The 20,316-nt window shown below is 58.9% G+C and carries 16 protein-coding genes; 8 read left to right on the top strand and 8 right to left on the bottom strand.

Translation table 11 applies throughout. The features are described from left to right. Positions 1-860: 860 nt before the first annotated feature. The gene (locus J2D73_RS13655) at positions 861-1,463 is read right to left on the bottom strand and encodes a YqgE/AlgH family protein (RefSeq protein ID WP_207882100.1); all 603 of its coding nucleotides are present in this window, start codon (positions 1,461-1,463) and stop codon (positions 861-863) included. 104 nt (positions 1,464-1,567) lie between these two features. Between J2D73_RS13655 and J2D73_RS13650 the strand changes: the two genes are divergently transcribed. Continuing rightward, entirely contained in the window at positions 1,568-2,323 is a 756-nt protein-coding gene (locus tag J2D73_RS13650) for an SDR family NAD(P)-dependent oxidoreductase (protein ID WP_207882099.1), read from the top strand. A gap of 45 nt (positions 2,324-2,368) precedes the next feature. Further along, complete coding sequence (locus J2D73_RS13645; RefSeq protein WP_207882098.1) at positions 2,369-3,268, top strand: PPK2 family polyphosphate kinase; 900 nt, start codon at positions 2,369-2,371, stop codon at positions 3,266-3,268. A gap of 127 nt (positions 3,269-3,395) precedes the next feature. Here the strand turns inward: J2D73_RS13645 and J2D73_RS13640 are convergent, their stop codons facing one another. Continuing rightward, the gene (locus J2D73_RS13640; protein ID WP_207882097.1) at positions 3,396-4,241 is read right to left on the bottom strand and encodes an SDR family oxidoreductase; all 846 of its coding nucleotides are present in this window, start codon (positions 4,239-4,241) and stop codon (positions 3,396-3,398) included. A 187-nt stretch (positions 4,242-4,428) separates the two neighbouring features. On the opposite strand from J2D73_RS13640, the gene J2D73_RS13635 reads away from it, so the two are divergent. Beyond that, positions 4,429-4,722, top strand: a complete 294-nt coding sequence (locus tag J2D73_RS13635) for a winged helix-turn-helix transcriptional regulator (RefSeq protein WP_243429949.1) — start codon at positions 4,429-4,431, stop codon at positions 4,720-4,722. Positions 4,723-5,106: 384 nt separating this feature from the next. On the opposite strand, the gene J2D73_RS13630 is transcribed toward J2D73_RS13635, so the two are convergent. Together J2D73_RS13630 and J2D73_RS13625 are read right to left on the bottom strand one after the other, a co-directional pair. Beyond that, positions 5,107-5,943: an alpha/beta fold hydrolase gene (locus J2D73_RS13630; protein ID WP_207882095.1), complete on the bottom strand. Its 837-nt coding sequence runs from the start codon at positions 5,941-5,943 to the stop codon at positions 5,107-5,109. Positions 5,944-6,074: 131 nt separating this feature from the next. Continuing rightward, positions 6,075-6,827 (bottom strand): SDR family NAD(P)-dependent oxidoreductase, encoded by a 753-nt coding sequence (locus J2D73_RS13625; RefSeq protein WP_207882094.1) that lies wholly within the window; start codon positions 6,825-6,827, stop codon positions 6,075-6,077. Positions 6,828-6,940: 113 nt separating this feature from the next. On the opposite strand from J2D73_RS13625, the gene J2D73_RS13620 reads away from it, so the two are divergent. Next, complete coding sequence (locus J2D73_RS13620) at positions 6,941-7,834, top strand: LysR substrate-binding domain-containing protein (protein WP_207882092.1); 894 nt, start codon at positions 6,941-6,943, stop codon at positions 7,832-7,834. A 149-nt stretch (positions 7,835-7,983) separates the two neighbouring features. On the opposite strand, the gene J2D73_RS13615 is transcribed toward J2D73_RS13620, so the two are convergent. Together J2D73_RS13615 and J2D73_RS13610 are read right to left on the bottom strand one after the other, a co-directional pair. After that, positions 7,984-8,490, bottom strand: a complete 507-nt coding sequence (locus J2D73_RS13615) for a hypothetical protein (protein ID WP_207882090.1) — start codon at positions 8,488-8,490, stop codon at positions 7,984-7,986. A 239-nt stretch (positions 8,491-8,729) separates the two neighbouring features. Continuing rightward, a complete protein-coding gene (locus J2D73_RS13610; RefSeq protein ID WP_207882088.1) occupies positions 8,730-9,674 on the bottom strand; it encodes a diacylglycerol/lipid kinase family protein in 945 nt (314 codons plus the stop codon). Between the two features lie 181 nt (positions 9,675-9,855). On the opposite strand from J2D73_RS13610, the gene J2D73_RS13605 reads away from it, so the two are divergent. From J2D73_RS13605 to panC, 4 genes are all read left to right on the top strand, one after another. Beyond that, positions 9,856-10,767, top strand: a complete 912-nt coding sequence (locus J2D73_RS13605) for a UDP-2,3-diacylglucosamine diphosphatase (protein ID WP_207882079.1) — start codon at positions 9,856-9,858, stop codon at positions 10,765-10,767. Between the two features lie 20 nt (positions 10,768-10,787). Next, the gene (locus J2D73_RS13600) at positions 10,788-11,810 is read left to right on the top strand and encodes a glycosyltransferase family 4 protein (RefSeq protein ID WP_207882143.1); all 1,023 of its coding nucleotides are present in this window, start codon (positions 10,788-10,790) and stop codon (positions 11,808-11,810) included. Between the two features lie 670 nt (positions 11,811-12,480). Continuing rightward, complete coding sequence (gene panB, locus J2D73_RS13595; RefSeq protein ID WP_207882077.1) at positions 12,481-13,299, top strand: 3-methyl-2-oxobutanoate hydroxymethyltransferase; 819 nt, start codon at positions 12,481-12,483, stop codon at positions 13,297-13,299. Then, the gene (gene panC / locus J2D73_RS13590; protein ID WP_207882075.1) at positions 13,296-14,123 is read left to right on the top strand and encodes a pantoate--beta-alanine ligase; all 828 of its coding nucleotides are present in this window, start codon (positions 13,296-13,298) and stop codon (positions 14,121-14,123) included. The genes panB and panC overlap by 4 nt, the downstream gene beginning before the upstream one ends. A 508-nt stretch (positions 14,124-14,631) precedes the next feature. Here panC and uvrA read toward each other — a convergent pair. Next, positions 14,632-17,604, bottom strand: a complete 2,973-nt coding sequence (uvrA, locus tag J2D73_RS13585) for an excinuclease ABC subunit UvrA (protein ID WP_207882073.1) — start codon at positions 17,602-17,604, stop codon at positions 14,632-14,634. Between the two features lie 134 nt (positions 17,605-17,738). Beyond that, a complete protein-coding gene (locus J2D73_RS13580; protein ID WP_243429948.1) occupies positions 17,739-20,207 on the bottom strand; it encodes a glycosyltransferase in 2,469 nt (822 codons plus the stop codon). Positions 20,208-20,316: the final 109 nt, after the last annotated feature.

The raw sequence follows: 20,316 nt of genomic DNA, 5'->3' as shown, positions 1-20,316 counted from the left end.
CGAGTTTCCACAATGGCTTTACAAGAATCTTGCACACTATTTCTACATTATACATATCAGGAAAACAAGTTTCACTTGTGACAAGTGAATTGATATACGGCGCTATTCCCAGATCCAGAAATAACCCTGCCATCTATGGTCATCCCGCCGGAACTTCCAGTGAACGTTGCAGTGCTTCCTCCGTTTTGCATGCACGCCTTCACCGCATCCGAGATCTGACCAGATGGGTCAGTAATGGTGGTTTGACCGGAACCAAATAAAGCATTGGAAAGCCGCCCCCACGCGGCAGAAGTCCACGCTCCGTAACCATGGCCTCCCCTCCTCCCCCTACTGGAGTTAAGCCCCCCAAAGTTACGCCCGTAATTCCGCCAGGAGCGTATGGACCTGTCCCCCGGACTTCAATCTGCTCATCGCCGGGTGGAGGAGGGGGCGCGCCCCCCGCTACCTGATTAAATTCGTCGAGAGTTAAAAGCCTCATGTAATTTATCCTTGGTTTAAAAAATGCAGGGCGCCGGAGAATCTACCGATCGCCATGCGCAACACATAGAAACAACCTGCAGCATTACGTTACGATTGATCGCGAATGATTCGCAATATCATTTTTGAAAAATTTTGAACGATAACAAAAGTTGAATGCGTGGAGTCTGGTGTTGGTGCGAGATAGCCAAGGATAGGCTCGATTTTGACGTCTGGAGCCTGCGCACGGCAACAGCCCGAGCGTTTTCCATAGGGTCCTAACTATGAGAACGATCATCAGTTATGCGTGAGAGGGCGTCGTCGTCGCCTCTACTTTCTTAAGTTTCCAGTTCTGTGAGGCCGCACACCGAATCTACGTCTGAATACGCCGCCAGAAGAACGTCCTAAGCGTTGCCAACAAATGGCGCCAGTCGCAGCGGATCGATGTTGATCCCCGCCAAAGCCTTGCGCCACTTGCCCGTGTGATCGACGCCGAAAAGAATGTCACGTGTCGCCGGGGCCACCAGCCATGCGGAGTGACGGGCGATTTCCTCCTCGATCTGTCCCGCCGCCCAGCTTGCGTGTCCAAGGGCGAGCAGTGCGTCGCGCGGGCCAGACCCGGCGGCGATATCCTTGAGGATGTCGAGGCTGGCCGTCAGGGACACGCCTTCGTCGACCGTCATGCTGCCGTCCCCGCTCCAGTCGGAGGAGTGCAGGACGAAACCGCGCATGGATTCCACGGGTCCGCCAGCGCACAGCGAGACGCGTCGGCGCGGAGGAGCTGGAGCTATGTCCAGTTGAAGAAGCAGATCGTCGAACGCCGGTTGGGACAGGCGCCGATTGACCACGATCCCCATTGCGCCGTCTTCTGTAGAGTGGGCGCATATGTAGATGACGCTGCGGGCGAAATCTGAGTCCGACAATGCAGGCGTCGCGACCAGAAGCCGCCCCGTCAGGGGGGCGTCGCGGAAATTCGTGTAGATCGTTTCGGTCGGAGCAGAAGCCATTCAATGGATATGGGGCTCACTGGGCTATTTGACAACACGCCGCCCAACCTCGGCTAATGCGGCGTGTAGGGAATGAAACGCACAGCAGTCTGGGGAGAAGTGCGATGAGCGATACGGTTCTGGTGACGGGCGCCACCGCGGGGTTTGGCAAGGCGATCGTCGAACGCCTGGTCCGTGACGGATACAGGGTGATCGGGACAGGGCGTCGCAAGGAGCGTCTGGTCGCGTTGCAGGATGCGCTGGGCGATGCCTTCCTCCCGCTTCAACTCGATATGACGGACACGCAGGCGCTTCGGGCGTTGCCAGACAGTCTTCCGGAAGCATGGCGCCGCGTCGACGTGTTGGTGAACAACGCCGGACTGGCGCTCGGCCTGAACCCCGCGCAGGAGACGAATATAGCCGACTGGGAGACCATGATCGCAACCAACGTCACCGGGTTGGTCGAAATCACGCGCGCGCTTTTGCCGGGAATGACAGAGCGCAACCATGGGCATGTCGTCTCGATCGGCAGCACGGCCGGGACGTATCCTTATCCAGGCGCCAATGTCTATGGCGCGTCAAAGGCGTTCGTGTCGCAGTTCATGCGCAACCTCCGTAGCGATTTGCTGGGAACGCGAGTGCGGGCGACGAATATTGAGCCAGGTCTGTGTGGCGGCAGCGAATTCAGCAATGTCCGCTTTGGCGACGACGCGAAAGCGGCGGAGGTTTATCGCGACACGCAGCCTCTCCTGCCTGAGGATATCGCGGAGACGGTTTCGTGGACGCTGCGCCTGCCTGCACACGTAAACATCAACCGCATCGAGATGATGCCGGTGTGTCAGGCGTCGGCGGGTCTCGCCGTAAAGCGCGGGGTCGGCTGACCCCATTCAAAACTGCCGCCTGAAGTTACTGCAAGGGGACGTGTCATGAAGCAGAGCGCCGACCTCCAGACTATCCTGACGCGGCGCTTCCGCGTCGACGACGCGGCGAATTTCGACCTGTCGAAATACGACCCGAAGGACAAGGCCGACATCGGGCTAAGCAAGTCCGAAGGCAAGGCGCTGATGAAGGTCGCCAAAAAGCGCCTCGCAGATCTACAGGACCTGCTGTACGCCAACGGGACGAAGTCGCTGCTGATCGTCTTTCAGGGCATGGACACGTCCGGCAAGGACGGCACGATCAAACACGTGATGTCGGGCGTAAATCCGCAGGGCGTCACGGTCTCTTCCTTCAAGCAACCGGGACCGCAGGAACTTCTACATGGTTTCCTGTGGCGCATTCACATCGCCGGCCCGTCCGCCGGCCGTATCGTCATCTTCAATCGCAGCCACTACGAGGACGTTCTGGTGACGCGGGTGCATCCGGAGCTTCTGGAGAGGGAACACCTTCCGGGAGAGGTCGGGACGCCCGAGTTCTGGCAGGGGCGTTTCGACGATATCCGAAATTTTGAGCACTACCTGTCTCGGCAGGGGACCGTCGTGCTGAAGTTTTTCCTCAACATTTCGCGTGAAGAGCAGCGCAAGCGGCTGCTCCGCCGTCTTGACCTGAAGGACAAGCGTTGGAAATTCTCAAGCGCAGACATGAAAGAGCGTGAATTTTGGGGAGACTATCGTCACGCTTATGAAGAGGCGATTCGCCATACGTCGTGTGATCACGCGCCATGGTTCGTAATCCCCGCCAACCGCAAATGGTTTGCGCGGCTTGTGGTCATTCACGCGATTATCGACACGATGGAGAAGCTGGGGCAGAAGACGCCGACGATGGAGCCGGATTTGGCAAGTTCTCTGGACAAGTATCGGCAGGAGCTTGTGGACGAGGCCGGGTGACATCTTCCCGCTCAAGGGGGGACGCTCCCCCTTTGAGCGTGGTTGATTTTTTGTCGTTTATGAGGGCGCGGCGACAGGCGGGTGCTCTCTTCACAAATCGTCGCGGCGTTTGATATCGATAGAGAGATTATTTAAGCGCAAGAGCGACGCTTTCAGAAAGAGACGTCGTTGGTCTCCCGATCAGGGCGGAGAGCTGAAGCCCGTCATCGAAAAGCGCGCCTTTCGAGGCGGCGGTGTCGCAACCCGCTATGAAATGCGCCAGATCAGCGGGAAGGCCTGCTCCAATAAGAGCTTGGGCGTATTCCCATTCAGGCAGATTTCGATATGGGATTTCCTTTCCAGTCTGTCGCGAGATTTCTGCCGCCAGATCAGAAAGCGTCCAGGCGTTGTCGCCCGCCAATTCATAGATTTTCCCGGAGTGACCTTTGTTTGTGGCGATGGCTGCAAGCGCTTCTGCGTAATCGGCACGAGCGGCGGATGAGATCCGGCCGCCTGCGGCGCTCCCGATAAATGCGCCTGCCTTGAGAGCGGCTCCGACAGAACTGACGTAATTTTCCGTATACCAGCCATTGCGGAGGATCGTAAAAGACAAGCCAGACGATACGAGGTCGACCTCGGTTTTGCGATGTTCATCTGCCAGCGACAAAAGCGACGTATCGGCGTGCAGCACACTGGTATATAGAATATTCTGGACGCCAGAGATCTTTGCAGCTTCGATGACATTTCGATGCTGAACGACACGGTGCCCGATTTCGCTTGATGAAATCAGGACCAACGTCTCTACACCTTTCAGAGCAGGTGCGAGCGTGTCGATTCTGGAGTAATCGAATTCCCGTTTTTCGACGCCTTCAAGCTCTATTTTTGAAGGTGCGCGCGCCAGGGCGACGATGTGTTCTCCGATCTCTCGGCCTATGAGGGCCTTGAGTGTAAGCCGCCCGAGTTGACCGCTCGCACCGGTAATCGCAATGGCCATGACATTTCTCTCTGATTATGGTCCGTGACACATCACGACATAAGATCTTTGCTTCTGATTAGTAAGTACGTACATAAAAGTAAGTATGAAGAAAAATTCGAAAACTCAGCGAGCCTCTCTGTCGGAGCAATTGCGTCGAGGCGACCTTATGGCCGCTCAATGTCCCTCACGCGAGGTGCTAAAGCATATGACCAGCCGTTGGGGCGTTCTCGTTCTGATTGCGCTGCAAAACGGAACCCACCGGTTCGGTGAATTACGCCGCCTTATTGGTGGCGTGAGCGAGCGCATGTTGGCTCAGACCCTGAAGTGGCTGGAAAGCGATGGTCTTGTTGATCGCGTCGCGTTTCATGTGGTGCCGCCACATGTCGAATACAGCCTTACGCCGTTGGGGCAGGAAGCGGCGGAGAAGGTGTCTGCGCTTGCGGACTGGATTGAAATACGTCTGCCAAGCATCCTCGAAGCAAAACGCGAAAAAATATGAAATAATAATCTGTATGCATCGATGTTGATGATGAATATGAACCGTAGCGCTGAGAGCGTAAGTTAATCGACATTCAAATCAAGAATACGCTCAATGTGTTCGTCTCCAAATATTATCGCTCAGGTGTGATTGAAGAAGGAAGCGTTAGTCAAAAAGACATTTCTGAATGACAAGCGTTGTGTCCTGGAAGCGGCGGTATTGTTGTCGGGGACATTCCGTCACTCGCAGCGCTGAGCGTTGCTTTGGTCAGAGCATGTCAGATTGGGGGCTCGGTTTTACGGGCGGTTCCAGTGCGATAACGCTATGGCGGGCGCGACATGGTGTCGCCGATGAAGCTTTAGGACAATGCGGCCACTGCAGATTTACCGTGGCCGCATCGGGAAGTCAGCCTTTGATGAAGGCCAGCAGATCCGCATTGAGCACATCTGCATGCACTGTCAGCATCCCGTGCGGGAAACCGGGGTAGGTCTTGAGCTTGGCATTTGGCAGCAGTTTGATCGACTTGAGCGCCGCGTCGGCAATCGGCACGATCTGGTCGTCTTCTCCATGCAGGACAAGCGTCGGCACGGTAATGGCCTTCAGGTCTTCGGTCTGGTCAGTCTCGGAAAACGCCTTGATGCCCTCGTAATGGGCCTTTGCGCTGCCCATCATGCCCTGTCGCCACCAGTTTTGGATGACGCCTTCCTGCGGCTCAACTCCTGCGCGGTTGAATCCGAAGAACGGACCAGCAGGCACATCGCGGAAAAATTGAGCCCGATTTGCAGCAAGAGCCGAGCGAAATCCGTCGAACACTTCGATAGGCAAGCCTTCTGGATTGGCTTCAGTGCGCAGCATCAGGGGCGGAACGGCGCTGACCAGAACCGCTTTGGCGACGCGTCCGGCGGGCTGACCGTGTCTCGCTACATAACGCGCAACCTCGCCCCCGCCTGTAGAGTGGCCGATATGCACGGCGTTTCGCAGGTCCAGCGCTTCCACGACAGCAGAAGCGTCGGCCGCATAGTGGTCCATGTCGTGACCATCAGACACCTGTGTCGAGCGTCCGTGCCCGCGGCGGTCATGTGCAACCACACGAAAGCCGTGCTGCAAAAAGAACAGCATCTGGGCGTCCCAGTCATCGGATGACAGCGGCCATCCGTGATGGAACATGATAGGACGGGCGTCCTTCGGCCCCCAGTCCTTGTAGAAGATTTCGACGCCATCCCTGGTCGTGACGAAAGACATGATCATCTCCGAAAATTCTAGGCGCAGGCGTTATGCCGCGGCTTGAGACGTCTGATAATCCGACCGCGCGGCGCTCATTCGAACATCGCTGCATGTTTGTTCGGGAGGACGCCGCGCGGACCTGACGACGTTCAGATTTGCTTTTGACCGCCATCGACGTAAAGTTCAATGCCGTTGATGAAACTGGCTTCATCAGACGCGAGGAAAAGCACCGAGCGTGCGATCTCTTCGGGTTGGGCGACGCGTCCCGACGGGATCAGGCTGGCGAGGTAGGTTTTGGTTCCTTCGGCCTGTTCGCCGTTGCCGAAAAGGTGGTTCAGTCCTGCCGTGTCGGTCACTCCCGGGCTCACTGCGTTGACGCGGATATGCCGGTCCTTGAGGTCGAGCATCCAGTTGCGTGCGAAGCTCCGTACTGCCGCCTTGGTCGCCGAATAAATGCTGAAAGCGGGGGTGCCAGCAGCGCTGACGTTTGAGGCGTTAAGCACGATCGAAGCGCCATCGCGCAACAGAGGGAGCGCTTTTTGCACCGTAAAGAGCACGCCCTTGACGTTGCTGTCGAAGGTAGACTGGTAGTGTTCTTCCGTGATTTCTCCCAAAGGCGCGAACGTTCCGCCGCCAGCGTTGGCGAAAATAACGTCGATTTGTCCATGCTTCTGCTGGACCGCATCATACAGGCGGTCGATGTCTTCCAGATTGCTCATGTCGCCGCGAACGCCGGTGACCTTGCCGCCGATCTGGGCCACGGCGTCGTCGAGCGTATCCTGCCTTCTGCCCGTAATGAAAACGAATGCGCCTTCTTTGGCGAACGCCTTGGCTGTGGCCAGGCCGATGCCGCTTGTGCCGCCGGTCACGACCACCACTTTGCCATCAAATCCGTAAACCATTGTTTTGCTCCCTGTTCGAGACGCGTTTAGTGCGTCGGTGAGAGAGACATGACACCGCAACGATAAATGCTGTAGACGGTGATATCGGCACACAGCGTTCAGAAAGAGGAACGATGGAACGGCGCGATCTCAACGATCATGCATATTTCGTCTCGGTGGTGACGCATGGTGGGTTTTCCGCAGCATCGCGCGCGTTGCACGAGCCGAAATCCAAACTCAGTCGTCGTATATCGGATCTGGAGACCCGGCTTGGCGCACGGTTGATCGAGCGTTCGAGCCGCCGTTTTCGCATCACGGAACTCGGGCAGGCATTTTATGAGCGCTGTCGCCTCATGCTGGACGAGGCGGATGCAGCGGAGGCGATCATCAGCGCCGCCCAGGCCGAGCCGGCAGGCATTGTCCGATTCAGTTGCCCCACCGGGATGGTCTCCGTCATTGGAGATCTGATCACCGGATTTCTGAGCCGTTACCCGAAGGTGCGGCTACAGCTTCTGGCGGTGGATCGACCTGTTGATCTCGTTAAGGAACGCATCGACCTCGCGCTGCGTGTCCGTCTTGCGCTGACGTCGGATGCGGCAATGACCATGCGTACGTTGGGTCGCTCCGTGCGTGTCCTCGTGGCGCATCCCCGTGTAGCCGCGGGCATTCGCGCCCTGTCGGACCTTGCGACCGCACCGTTGCTGACAACGAGTGACGAGGTGACCGATTGCGTCTGGCCGTTGATGAACGAGAATGGTGAAACGCACGAAATTCGTCGAACGCCTCGGTTTGGCTCGCAGGATATGACCATGGTGCGCGACGCCGCGATTGCGGGCCTTGGTGTTGCGTGGCTGCCGGATCATTTCGTTCGCGAAGCGCTGGTTGACGGTTGCCTTGTGCCTGTGCTGCCTGAGTGGACTGGGCCGAACGGGATTGTGCATCTCGTGTTCACCACGCGCAGGGGGCTACCCTCGGCCGTGCGGGCGTTCATTGACCACCTTGCAGCGGGGTTTCCGAAGCGCCTCTGATCACGGTCGGCAAGAGTTTATGTCCATGAGGGGCAGACAATATGGCGCTGCTCTTCGTGGGTGTACGAGAACGCAGCGAAAATAGAATCAAGGCATGAAGTGGGATATAAAAAATTGAATACTGGGAATACTTATGTGCGTTTATTCAATCATGGAGCAGACAATTTCTCTCCGGCGCTGCAGCAATAGGCTAAAAGGAATATATGTTTGCAATCGGTGTTCTTTTCCACCAGAAGGCGAAGTTTTCTATTCAACGTTGACATTGAATGTGTTGTTCCAGCTAATTTGTCCTCTTTGTATTTTGAGCTTGAAAAAGGATTTTTAATTCTTACAAGAGACCTCGTCTTGATGAGAAATTCCGTGTTGAACTCATGAACTTCGACCGTAACATTCTCCGATTGTTTGCCGCGAAGCGCTTTGTCCTCCTTATAGAACTGCCTTTCGGCTGCTTGTGGGTTTACCGCGCCGATGCGCTGGTTACATGCGCCATGCGTCCCTGACATGATATGCAGAATCGTCTTTTTTTCTTTGTCTGTCTGAGCGTTGGTAATTTTCCTTACGGATTCTACCACGTCGCGTGCTTTCACCGGGTTATAATAACCCCAAATTTCTACGTCCCCGCCTGAAATTTGAACAAGTTCGGGTGGAAGTTCCATGTGTCACCATAATTTTACTTAATGTGTAAACTTAATTAAACAAAACAAGAAAAATTATCATCGTCAATGATTTGAGAAAAAGATTACGTTACCAGTGTAATAATCGATAAAATTTCCTGAAAATATATGATTGCAAGCTTAATTAACCGCGGCGCGTGTGGCACGATAAATTAACGAATTCGGAACTTCGGTTATATGAGTTGTCTGTGCCGTAAACACGGTAGATAGCATCTTCAAGCTTATTGAGCGGCTTGCTGCTGCGGGGTCGATGCGGAGTCAAACAACACAGCCTCCCCGCGCCGGTATTTTGCCTGTGGGGATGCAGCGACGAGGATCGGCCCTTCGGCGTCGTAGACGCTGAGCGGCAATATCCCGGCAGGATCGCCATCCGCCTGCACCGGCAGCCCGATCGGTCCGCCGATCTCCACGTGCGAGGCGTGTAGCAACGAAACGCCCGGTAACGCGCCCATACGCCCTTGCGGCAAAGCGGCCCCTGCCCGCAATGCGGAGAGCGGGCCGCCGTCGCGGAACAGCGCCACGGTGAAGCCTCGCTCGCCCGGCCGCGCGTCCGGCGCCAGTATGTAGGGACCGCCATAAAAGCGCCCCTTGCTGACGATGACGCTGGCGGCGCGATGCTTCACCCCGTCCAGCCGGATCGTCAAATCGGGAAACTGGTAGCGCTGCAACTCCCGGAGGGTCTGCAGGACATAGGCGCCACGGCCGATACGGCGTTTGGTATGAAGATCGATGTTGTGCACCACGTGAGCGTCGAAGCCCGCTCCGACCATCTGGACGAAGAGCTTCGTCGATGTCGGCGATCGCATTACGCCGGGCCAGAGAGGCGCGCTGCGAGGGGAGGAGAGGATCGTGGCGAGTTCGCGCGGGTGGTTCGGCAGGCCGAATTCGTGGGCCAGCACGTTCGCCGTGCCCAGAGGGATGACGCCCAGCCGCGCCTGCCCGCCAATCATCCCGGCGACAGTCTCGGCGATCGTGCCGTCCCCGCCAGCGGCGACCACCATGTCCGCGCCGCTCGCCACGGCTTCCCGCGCCAGCACGGTCGCATGGCCGCTGTGTCGGGTCTCCAGGATTTTGACCGGCGCGCCATGATTGACCAGCCAGTCGAGAACGGCCCACAGCTTGCGCGTGTTCCGTCGCCCGGCGGTCGGATTATGGATGACAAACATTCGTGTCTTTCATGGGGGATTTCCCCTCCTCTGCCACGAACATTAGGCCGCGTCGGACGTCACGCCAATGCAATCAGGGAACTCCGTTCTGAAATCATCAAACTGTCACGTGCGGCGCGGCGCGGATCGCTTATGAGAAGGTCACGGACCATCAGTCGCGACATGATGAAAGCGGGGCGCCATGAGCTTCGATACTCTCCTCTCCGGCCAGGCGTCTTATCGCGCGGTTTTTCTCTCGGACATACATCTTGGCACCAAGGGCAGCCGCGCAGCCCTGGTCGTCGACTTTCTGAAAACCGTGAACTGCGAAAAGCTTTATCTCGTCGGCGATATTATCGACGGATGGAGGTTGCGGCGCTCCTGGCACTGGGATGAAGCGCATGACGAACTGTTGCGCATGATCCTCCGCCTCGCCCGGCGGGGCGTGGAAGTGATCTACATCCCCGGTAATCATGACGAAATGTTCCGGGCTTGGCTGCCGATGGAACTGGAGATCGCGTCGATCCGTCTGTGTCCCAAGGCCGAGCACATTGCCGCCGACGGTCGACGTTATCTGGTGATCCACGGAGACGAATTTGACAGCGTCGTTCGCTATGCGCCGGTTCTCGCGGTGCTCGGCGATCACGCCTATACGGCGGCGCTGACGCTCAATCGCTGGATCAACGGAGCGCGGCGCCGTCTGGGGCTGCCTTACCGATCTTTTTCGGCCTGGGCCAAGAAGCGCGTCAAAGGCGCGGTGAAGGCGATAGATCGCTTCGAGGAAGCGTTGGCGCGCGAGGCGCGTCAATGTGGCGCCGACGGCGTGATCTGCGGACATATCCATAACCCGGAAATCCGCGATATCGGCGGCGTGACTTACATGAACACCGGGGACTGGGTGGAAAGCTGCACCGCGTTGGTCGAGGACCGACAGGGGCGTTTCTCACTGATCGACTGGAGCTCGCATATGCGCGCGTCATACGGCTCTCCGAGTGCCTCTTCCCGTTCCGAGAGTGGTCGGAGGGCACGGGGTGGGCTTTGTCCGGAACCGGATATGGCGCAGGCTGCGACGGTCGGCGTGGTCGCTGCGCGCAAGGCTTCGCTGCTGGCGTGATCGGCGTGAATGCAGGTCCCTTGAGGATCCTTGTCGCAACAGACGCCTGGAAGCCGCAGGTGAATGGCGTCGTGCGCACCATGACCACGGTAATCGACGGACTGCGCGCGCGCGGGCACGAGGTCGAGGTGCTGGGACCTGACCGGTTTCGGTCCGTTCCTTGCCCGACTTACCCGGAAATTCGTCTCGCAGTCTGGCCGGGACCGGGTTTCGATCGGATGGCGCGAGCCTTCCGCCCGCAGGCCCTGCATATTGTGACCGAGGGCCCGATAGGCTGGGCGGCGTGGCGATGGGCGCGCAAGCGGGGAATGCCGTTCACGACCTCCTACCACACACGTTTCCCGGAATACGTGCAGGCGCGCGCGAAAATCGGTCTGGGCCTCTCCTACGCCCTTCTCAGACGTTTTCACAACGCGGCGGAGGCGACGCTCGTCGCCACGGAGAGCCTGCGGGAAGATCTCGCCGCCCGTGGATTCACCAAGTTGAAGCCGTGGACGCGTGGCGTCGACCTTGCCCGGTTTTCTCCCGAACCGCGCCGGGACTGGAAGACCGAACTCGGCGTTCAGGGACCGGTGTTTGTTCATGTCGGCCGCATTGCGGTGGAGAAGAACATCGAAGCGTTCCTCTCACTGGATCTTCCCGGATCGAAGGTGGTGGTGGGAGACGGGCCGCAACGCGCGGCGCTGCAACACCGTTTTCCAGAGGCGTTCTTTACGGGAAGGCTCAGCGAGGGGGCTCTGGCCGCAGCATATGCCGGGGGGGACGTTTTCGTGTTTCCCAGCCTGACCGACACGTTCGGTCTCGTTCTGCTTGAATCGCTTGCCTGCGGCACGCCGGTCGCGGCCTACGACGTCACTGGCCCGCGCGATATTCTGGCTGGGACTGGCGGTCGTGTGGGCGCGGTGGGCGCGGACTTGCGCGCCGCATGCCTGGCCGCTCTGAACGCTGATCGAGGCGCATGCCGCGCCCACGCCGAACGGTTTACGTGGGACGCGTGTACCGAGATGTTCGAAAAGGCGCTGAGTCCGGTTTCGGCATTGTAGCGCCAGGGCCTTATCCGTTCACAGGGATTCACGGATAAGGCTCTGGCTTGTTGTTTTAGAGAGCCTCTTTATTCAATCAACCGATGCCGCCTGATCGGATAATGTCCTCGACGGCGCAGGGTCCCCGTCTATCGAATATGACGTCGCGTCGCCGCAGGCGGGCGCAATGCTTCCGGGGACACAAGGTACGGGCGTCCGGTCAAAGAGGCGCATCTGATCAGGGATTGTCCATGTGCGGGCCGCCGCGCTTATCCTGTGTAAATCAGATTTTTGGACCTGGACTGCTGTTTTGGCGGTGGCTGGCGTGGAATGCGCTGAGCGCAACTTCTGAACGCGAGATGTTCTGTCTGACGGTATAGTGATCTCCACGTCTGAAGACCCCGAAACAACAGGACGGCGTTGGGTCTCAGCGCGGCAGGTGGACGAGCGCGGGTCAGGGAAAAGCTTCGTTTTTAAGAGATGACGCTGCGGCGGTAAGCTGCTTTCCCTGTATACGCCTGACATCCGGTCGACGTTGATGGCCAGAGATATCCGGACGCGCGACAATCGGCGTGTTCGGACCGGCGGCGAGACGCGAACCTCGCGGGGTCGCTCCAGTTCCAGCGCGCCGGGTGGCGATTTGTCGTTCCTGCGGATATACAGGCCGCGACACGCAACAAAAGTTAAGACAATGAGCGTCAATGTATCGCACAAAACTCTGACAGCCACGGACATCAGATTGCGAAAGGGGAGAGAACCTCTCGTATGCCTCACGGCTTATACAACGCCGATCGCAAAGCTGGTGGACGCCCATTGTGACGTCGCGCTGGTCGGCGACAGTGTGGGCATGGTCCTGCATGGCCTTCCGTCGACGCTGAGCGTCACGCTGGATATGATGATTCTGCACGGTAAAGCCGTCGTTCGCGGCTTGTCGCATGCGCTCTGTGTCGTCGATCTTCCTTTTGGAACTTACGAAGAGAGTCCAGAGCAAGCGTTCAGGAGCGCCGCGAGGATTCTTGCTGAAACCGGAGCCGCCGCCGTCAAGCTGGAGGGCGGCGTCCACATGGCCACGACCATAGATTTTCTGGTGCGACGTGGCGTCCCGGTCATGGGACACATTGGCCTTACGCCGCAATCTGTTAATACGCTTGGCGGCTACAAGGTGCAGGGGCGCGATGCGGATGCGGAGCGTGTGCTGTCGGACGCGCGCGCTGTGAGCGAGGCTGGCGCCTTCGCGGTCGTTCTTGAGAAAATTCCACATTCTCTCGCAAATCTGATCACGTCGACGGTCGCCTGTCCCACAATCGGGATAGGAGCGGGGCCGGATTGCGACGGCCAGATTCTGGTCGTAGACGACATGTTGGGTCTGTTTGCTGATTTTCGGCCGAAATTCGTCAAACGTTATGCAAATCTGGCCGTGCAGGCGGAGAAGGCGATCAGCGTCTACGCCGAAGAGGTTCGTAACCGACAGTTTCCGTCTCAAGAACATAGTTTCGGAGAGCGAGCGTGATTTTTCGTACTATCTCCGATTTACAGGCCCAGGTCGTCGCATGGAAAGCTGAAGGCGCGACGATCGGCCTGACGCCGACAATGGGAGCGTTGCATGACGGACATCTCTCTCTGGTGAAGCGGGCGTGCGAACAGTGCGATCGCGTGATCGTGTCGATTTTCGTCAACCCGACGCAGTTCAACAATGCAGCTGATCTTGAGACCTATCCTCGGAGCGAAAATCGGGACGTCGCCTTGCTGGATCGGGTGGACGCCGTGTTTGTTCCTTCTATTACCGAGATGTATCCTGAAGGTTTCGTGTCGAACGTCCGCGTGGGCGGCCTGTCTGAGCGGCTGGAAGGCGCGCATCGTCCGGGGCATTTCGACGGCATGGCGACCGTGGTGATGAAGCTTTTCAATATATCGAAGGCCGATATCGCATTTTTTGGCGAGAAGGACTGGCAGCAGTTGCAGATCGTTCGCCGTATGGTGAAGGATTTCAACCACTCGATACGCATTGAGGGGTGCGTGACGCTGCGTGAGGCTGATGGCCTCGCCATGTCGTCACGGAATCGGCGTCTGGGAGAGAACGCCCGGCGGCGCGCGCCTGCGTTATACTCAGCGATGCAGAAGGTCGCAGATGCTGTAAGAAGCGGTGCGGAGAGAGACGTTGCGCTTGATGTGGGAATACAAATACTGCGTGATTCCGGCTTCGAAAGTATCGATTATCTTGACGTGTGCGAAGCAACGACCTTGACGCCCGCAGAGAAGTCAGGCGCCTCTCTCAGGGTGTTGGCGGCAGCCTGGCTTGATGGGGTTCGGCTCATCGACAATCTGGTCGTTTAGATGGGCGTGTTCTTGCCGCGCGCTGTTTCAGGGTAGATGGTCGTTACAGGATTGGGTTTCTCTCTCGTGCGTTCTTATTTTTGAGACTGTCGAAGATTTTTAAAATATACTCTTTTGGTATCAATTTTTCTTTCGCGTAATTCTGCTTGAAGAAAATTCATGGATGAGTAAGGGGATTCTTATCCATCAAAAACTATAGATGATGTCGTTCCGAATCTTCCGAAGTCAAGAACGTCATGAGTTTCGGAAAAAGCGCCGTCTGACAAAAATCGACTTGACGGCCCTTTGTCGAAGGGGGCGTTTTTGATGCAAACCTAAGCCGCAATCAGGCGCGTCAACGTTTCCTTTTCGTCGTGTAGGCGCGCCGTGAAAGACGCTGTCGCCTGTTGCACCAAAGCGGCTCCGGTTAGGCGAGATCGTCTGAGCGGGCGCGGTTGATCGGCAGCATAGATGTCTGAAGAGCTGCCTCTGCATTGAGGTCAAGTGGCAGTAATTCAGACGTCCGCCGTCAGCTGACAGTGGCGTCGCGTTTTGCCTTCGAGGCGCCTCCCTTTGACCGCTCGGGGGTTTTGCGAGGCGGCTTGCCTTTGCCGGAGACTTTTGTAGCAGCCTCAGGGTGTCCTGTGGCCCTGAGCAAAGGCGCAAGAAAACGCCCCGTATGGCTCTCGGCGCAGGCGGCGATAGTCTCGGGCGTGCCTTCGGCGACGATCCTGCCGCCGCCATCTCCGCCTTCCGGCCCGATATCCAGAATCCAGTCCGCCGTCTTGATGACCTCGAGATTATGCTCGATCACGACAACAGTATTGCCTTGCTCCACCAGCGCGTGCAGCACGTCGAGCAACTTGCGTACGTCTTCCGTGTGCAGCCCCGTGGTCGGCTCGTCGAGAATGTACATTGTGCGGCCGGTGGCGCGTCTGGCCAGTTCCTTGGACAGCTTCACGCGTTGGGCCTCGCCGCCCGAGAGCGTCGTCGCCTGCTGGCCTAGCGCTACATAACCGAGACCAACCTGTTGCAGGATCGCCAGCCGTTCGCGGATGCGGGGTTGAGCCTGAAAATACGGCAAGGCTTCGTCAACGCTCATGGCGAGCACGTCGGCGATGGACTTGCCCTTGAACTTCACCTCCAGAGTTTCCCGATTGTACCGCGCGCCCTTGCAGGCGTCGCAAGTGACGAACACGTCCGGCAGGAAGTGCATCTCGATCTTGAGCACGCCATCGCCTTGGCATGCTTCACAACGTCCGCCCTTCACGTTGAAGGAGAAGCGGCCGGGCTTGTAGCCGCGAGCCCGGCTCTCGGGCAATTCAGCGAACCAGTCGCGGATCGGCGCGAACAGATCGGTGTAGGTCGCGGGGTTGGAGCGCGGGGTGCGGCCAATCGGCGACTGGTCGATGTCGATGATCTTGTCGAGCAACTCCATGCCGTCGACGCCCGCGCACGGCGAGGGCGACTGCCCGGATCCCATGAGGTTACGTGACAGGGTCTTGTAGAGCGTGTCGATGACCAGCGTGGATTTTCCGCTGCCCGAGACGCCGGTGATGCACGTGAACGTGCCGAGCGGGAAACTGGCTGTTACGGTCTTCAGGTTGTTGCCGGTCGCTTCGCGGACGGTGACGACCTTCTTCTTGTCGAACGGTCGGCGTTGAGCCGGAACGGGAATCTGCCTGCGGCCGGACAGGTAGGCGCCGGTCAGGCTGTCTTGGGATTCCGCCACTTCCTTCGGCGTGCCTGCGGCGATCACGCGTCCACCATTGACGCCCGCGCCCGGCCCCATGTCGATCAGCCAGTCGGCGCTGCGGATCGCGTCTTCATCGTGTTCCACGACGATCAGAGTGTTGCCGAGCGACTTCAACCGCTCCAGCGTGCCGAGAAGACGCTCGTTGTCGCGTTGATGGAGACCGATCGACGGTTCGTCGAGCACATACAATACGCCGGTCAGGCCCGAGCCGATCTGGCTGGCCAGCCGGATGCGCTGGCTTTCGCCACCGGACAGGGTGGCGGAGCCCCGTGAAAGCGTCAGATAATCCAGGCCGACGTCGACAAGGAATTTCAGTCTGTCGACAATTTCCCGCAGGATGCGCCTCGCGATTTCCGCGCGCTGCGGCGTCAACGTAGGCAGTACGTTGTCGAACCACTCAAGCGCCTTGCGGATGGACAGGTCGGACGCCTGCGCGATGTTGAAGCCCGCGACCCGCACGCAGAGCGCTTCCGGCTTGAGCCGCGCACCGTCGCAGACATGGCATGGCTTGTCGGATTGATAGCGAGTCAGCTCTTCCCGCGCCCATACGCTGTCCGTCATCGCCAGCCGTTTGCGCAGATTGGCCAGCACGCCGTCGAACGGCTTGGTGACGGCGTAGGCCTTGCGGCCGTCACGATAGGTGAAGACGACGTCGTCCGGCGTGCCTTCGAGAATGGCCGTCCGTGCCGTCTCCGGCAGTTTGCGCCATGGCGTCGTCATGTCCACGCCCAGATGGGCCGTGACGCTGGCCAGGGTCTGTTCGAACAGATCGTTCTGCGCGTTGCGCCACGGGGCGATGGCTCCCTGCGTCAGCGACAGGCCTTCGTCCGGCACGACCAGATGCGGATCGAAATAGGTCTCCGTGCCAATGCCGTCGCAGGTCGGGCAGGCACCCTGTGGCGCGTTGAAGGAAAACAGGCGCGGCTCGATCTCTTCCAGAGTGAAGCCGCTTTCGGGACAGGCGAAGCGCGAGGAAAACACAGTGCGTGCGCCTTCGACCGCGGCGTCGCGCGAGACTTCCTCCGCGTAGACGATCCCGTCTGACAGGCCGAGCGCGGTTTCGAAGCTGTCAGCCAGACGGCTTTCAATGCCCGGCTTCACGACGATACGGTCCACCACCGCTTCGACCGTATGCCGCAGTTTGCGGTTCAGCTTCGGGACTTCGGAGATCTCATACAGTTCGCTGTCGACCTTGACGCGGGAAAAGCCCTTGCGCTGAAGCTCGGCGATTTCCTTCTGGTATTCCCCCTTGCGGTCCCGGATGACCGGGGCGAGCAGCATCAGCCGCGTACCCTCCGCCATCTCCATCACGCGATCGACCATCATGCTCACGGTTTGCGCCTCGATCGGCAGGCCGGTCGCGGGCGAATACGGCACGCCTGCGCGCGCCCACAGCAGGCGCATGTAGTCGTGAATTTCAGTGACGGTGCCGACGGTTGAGCGCGGATTTTTGGACGTGGTTTTCTGTTCGATGGAAATCGCAGGCGACAACCCGTCGATCGAGTCGACGTCCGGCTTGCCCATCAATTCGAGGAATTGCCGCGCGTAGGCGGACAGGCTTTCGACGTAGCGTCTCTGCCCTTCAGCGTAGATCGTGTCGAAGGCGAGCGACGATTTGCCAGACCCCGAAAGGCCGGTGATGACGGTCAGCTTGTCGCGGGGAATCTCGACATCCACGGATTTCAGGTTGTGGGCACGCGCGCCCTTGACCCGGATGGCGTGGCTGGAAATTGTCTGCTTCGTCATCGTGCCGTCAGTCGTCCTGTCGTTCCGACCGTCGAATATAGGGGGGCTACCAGATTTTTACAGGGCGAATGTTAGCTTTTTGTTCGCATGGCCCTGCAGGGCTTGTGGAACGAAAAGACGGGAGAACGTGCTGATTAGCGGGAACGGTCGGCAGCCCCTTCTCCCAGCGCCCGTAAGAGGCTTTCCTCCAGCGTGCGTGGAGAGAATTGGGTCTCTATCAACGCTCTGCCCCGGTCCGAGCGCTCCCGCCACAGCGCATCGTCGCGCAGAAGCGAGACGATGGCGTTTGCAAAGGCCTCGGGATCGTCGGTAACGGAGCTCACGTCGTGAATGCCCGGAATTCCTTCGGCGCCGGTTGGCGTCGTAACCAGAGGCAGACCGTGGTGTAGCGCTTCTACCACTTTTCCCTTCACGCCCGCGCCGAAGCGGGGTGGCGCGGCGGCCACGCGAGCGCTTGCATACAGCGCCTCCAGTTCTTCGTCAGTGACATATCCGGTCACCCTCACCCGCTCACTCGCCAACGCAAGGACCGCAGGCGCGGGTTTCGATCCGGCCAGAATCAGTCGCGCGTCGGGCATGACGGCGAGCACGCGGGGCATGATCTCCTCGGCCAGCCATTGAGCCGCGTCGATATTTGGTGGATGAGCGAAGCCGCCGACGAACAGGATCGTCGCTCCGCTCGCTGGCGCGCGGGCGGGATGGCTGTCCCTGAAGCAGAATGGCGTCACGGCATGGACGGGCGCATCGGGCAGGATTTCGCGCACCAGAGCGGCTTCGTATTCCGCAAGGTAGATGATTGAGTCGACCTGTCGCCAGAGATCGATTTCCAGATCGCGCATGTCTTCGGCATTGCGACGAGATGTATCGTCGCCAGTCAGATCGACCTCCCGCATCATCCGTAGAAAATGGATGTCGTGGCCATAAAACGACAGAAACGGTCGGGGGGATGTCTTCAGATATGGCATGTACCAGCGCGCCACCGTAGGGCGCATGAGCATGACGTGGTCCAGATCCGCGCCGTTCGCCGCAATCCACTCAGGAAATTCCTGCGGGCTTGTGTAGTCCAGTATCTCCACCCCCAAGTGTTCCAGGGCCGGGGAATAGGGCGTGCGGGCGCGCGGCGCGTGCGGCCAGAATTTGACCAGCCATCCGGCGTCGAGCAGGGCGCGGATAACGCACATCGTGGCGCGCGAACCGGCGTCCCGGTCGGGCTCAGGCACATAGTGGTCGACGATCAGGATCGTGCGACGGTGACGCCCACGCGCAGTCGCCCGCAAGACATGCGTCCCGGGCGAGAAGTGATCGGCCTCCAAAGTATCTTTCCACCGTGTCAGCATGATCTCGCGGTTGCGCGCCTGATAGGCTTTCACTCCGGTTGCCTCGTCCGTGCCGTGGGATAGCCCCTCATGATGGATCACGCGCGACTTTGGCTCGAAAATAACGCAGTAGCCTGCCTGCCTTACGCGAAAAGCGAGATCGGTGTCCTCGTAATAGGCAGGCGCGAATGTCTCGTCGAAACCGCCGAGCGTCTCGAACAGGTCGTGCGGGACGAGAATCGATGCGCCGGAGATGTAGTCGACCTCGTGCGGCCAGTTGTAGGCGGCGCGTTCCGGGTCGTCGTTTCGTCCGACATTCCAGCCCGAGGCGTCGTTCCAGATGACGCCGCCCGCTTCCTGCAGCCGCCCGTCGGGGAACAGCAGTTTCGACCCTGTCATGCCGATTGTGGGGTCTGCCTCCAGTCTCGTCACCAGCGCGTCGAACGCTCCCGGCAGGACTTCCGTGTCATTGTTCAGGAAATGGAGGTAACGTCCCGCCGCCTTCTTCGCCGCATCGTTGCAGTTTTTCAGGAAACCGAGGTTTCGGGGCTGCTCGATCAGGATCAGGCCGCGAATTTCCGCTAGCCGGGTGATTGCGGAATCTCCCGACGCGTCCTCGGCCACGATCACCTCATAGGGTGCGGTCGGAGGATTATCGACGATCGATTGCAGGCATCTGAGCGTGACCGGAACCTGCCCGTAGGTCGGAATGACGATGCTGAGAACCGGCTCTGCATGCCGGGGAAAAAACAGCGGGCGCGTCGGTTGAAAATCCATCGGCGGGGACGAAACAGCCAGAACGCTGGCCGCCGGAGGTTTTGACTCGGACGCGTCGGAGGTGGGTAGGGCGGACGCGGCCCCCGCGCCAGGCTGCAGTGTATGGGGTGCGTTGACCAGCTCTGCAACGCCAACGGCGTCAGGCGCGGTCGTTGCTGGCGCTGCCAGTTCGGCGCTGGCGCGCGACTTATGGAGTTGCGCCTGGCTGAGACGGTAAAGCCGAAAACGGGCGGGAAATTGTCCGCTGACGACCCACCACACCGATTTGAGGGACAAGCGCATCAGCCGAGCCAGCCTTGGCGCTCGCTTCAGGGCGATGCGGGCTGGGTAGGTGATGCGCCAGAATGTGCTGTTTTCGAAGGAATCGATCTGCCGCTGCAGGCTTGCAATTGTGGCGTTCGCTTCGGCTAGGGCGTGCTCGATTTTGTGTAACTGGTCCAGTTGCGCACGTGCGGCGATATCTTTCTGCGACGTGGGCTGCTCGGTGGAGACGTTTGGAGGAAACGACAATGAAGCAATCCGTCAGGCCAGAAAACTCGGAGTTTTCAACGTAGCGTCTGATGGCGGTGCGATAAAGCGCTCTGTTGCGGGATCGTCCGCAGATAGCGGTCACACCGGC

The organism is Acetobacter sacchari (assembly GCF_017377715.1).
GTDB lineage: Bacteria > Pseudomonadota > Alphaproteobacteria > Acetobacterales > Acetobacteraceae > Acetobacter > Acetobacter sacchari.
This window is presented reverse-complemented; position numbering and strand designations above follow the sequence as displayed.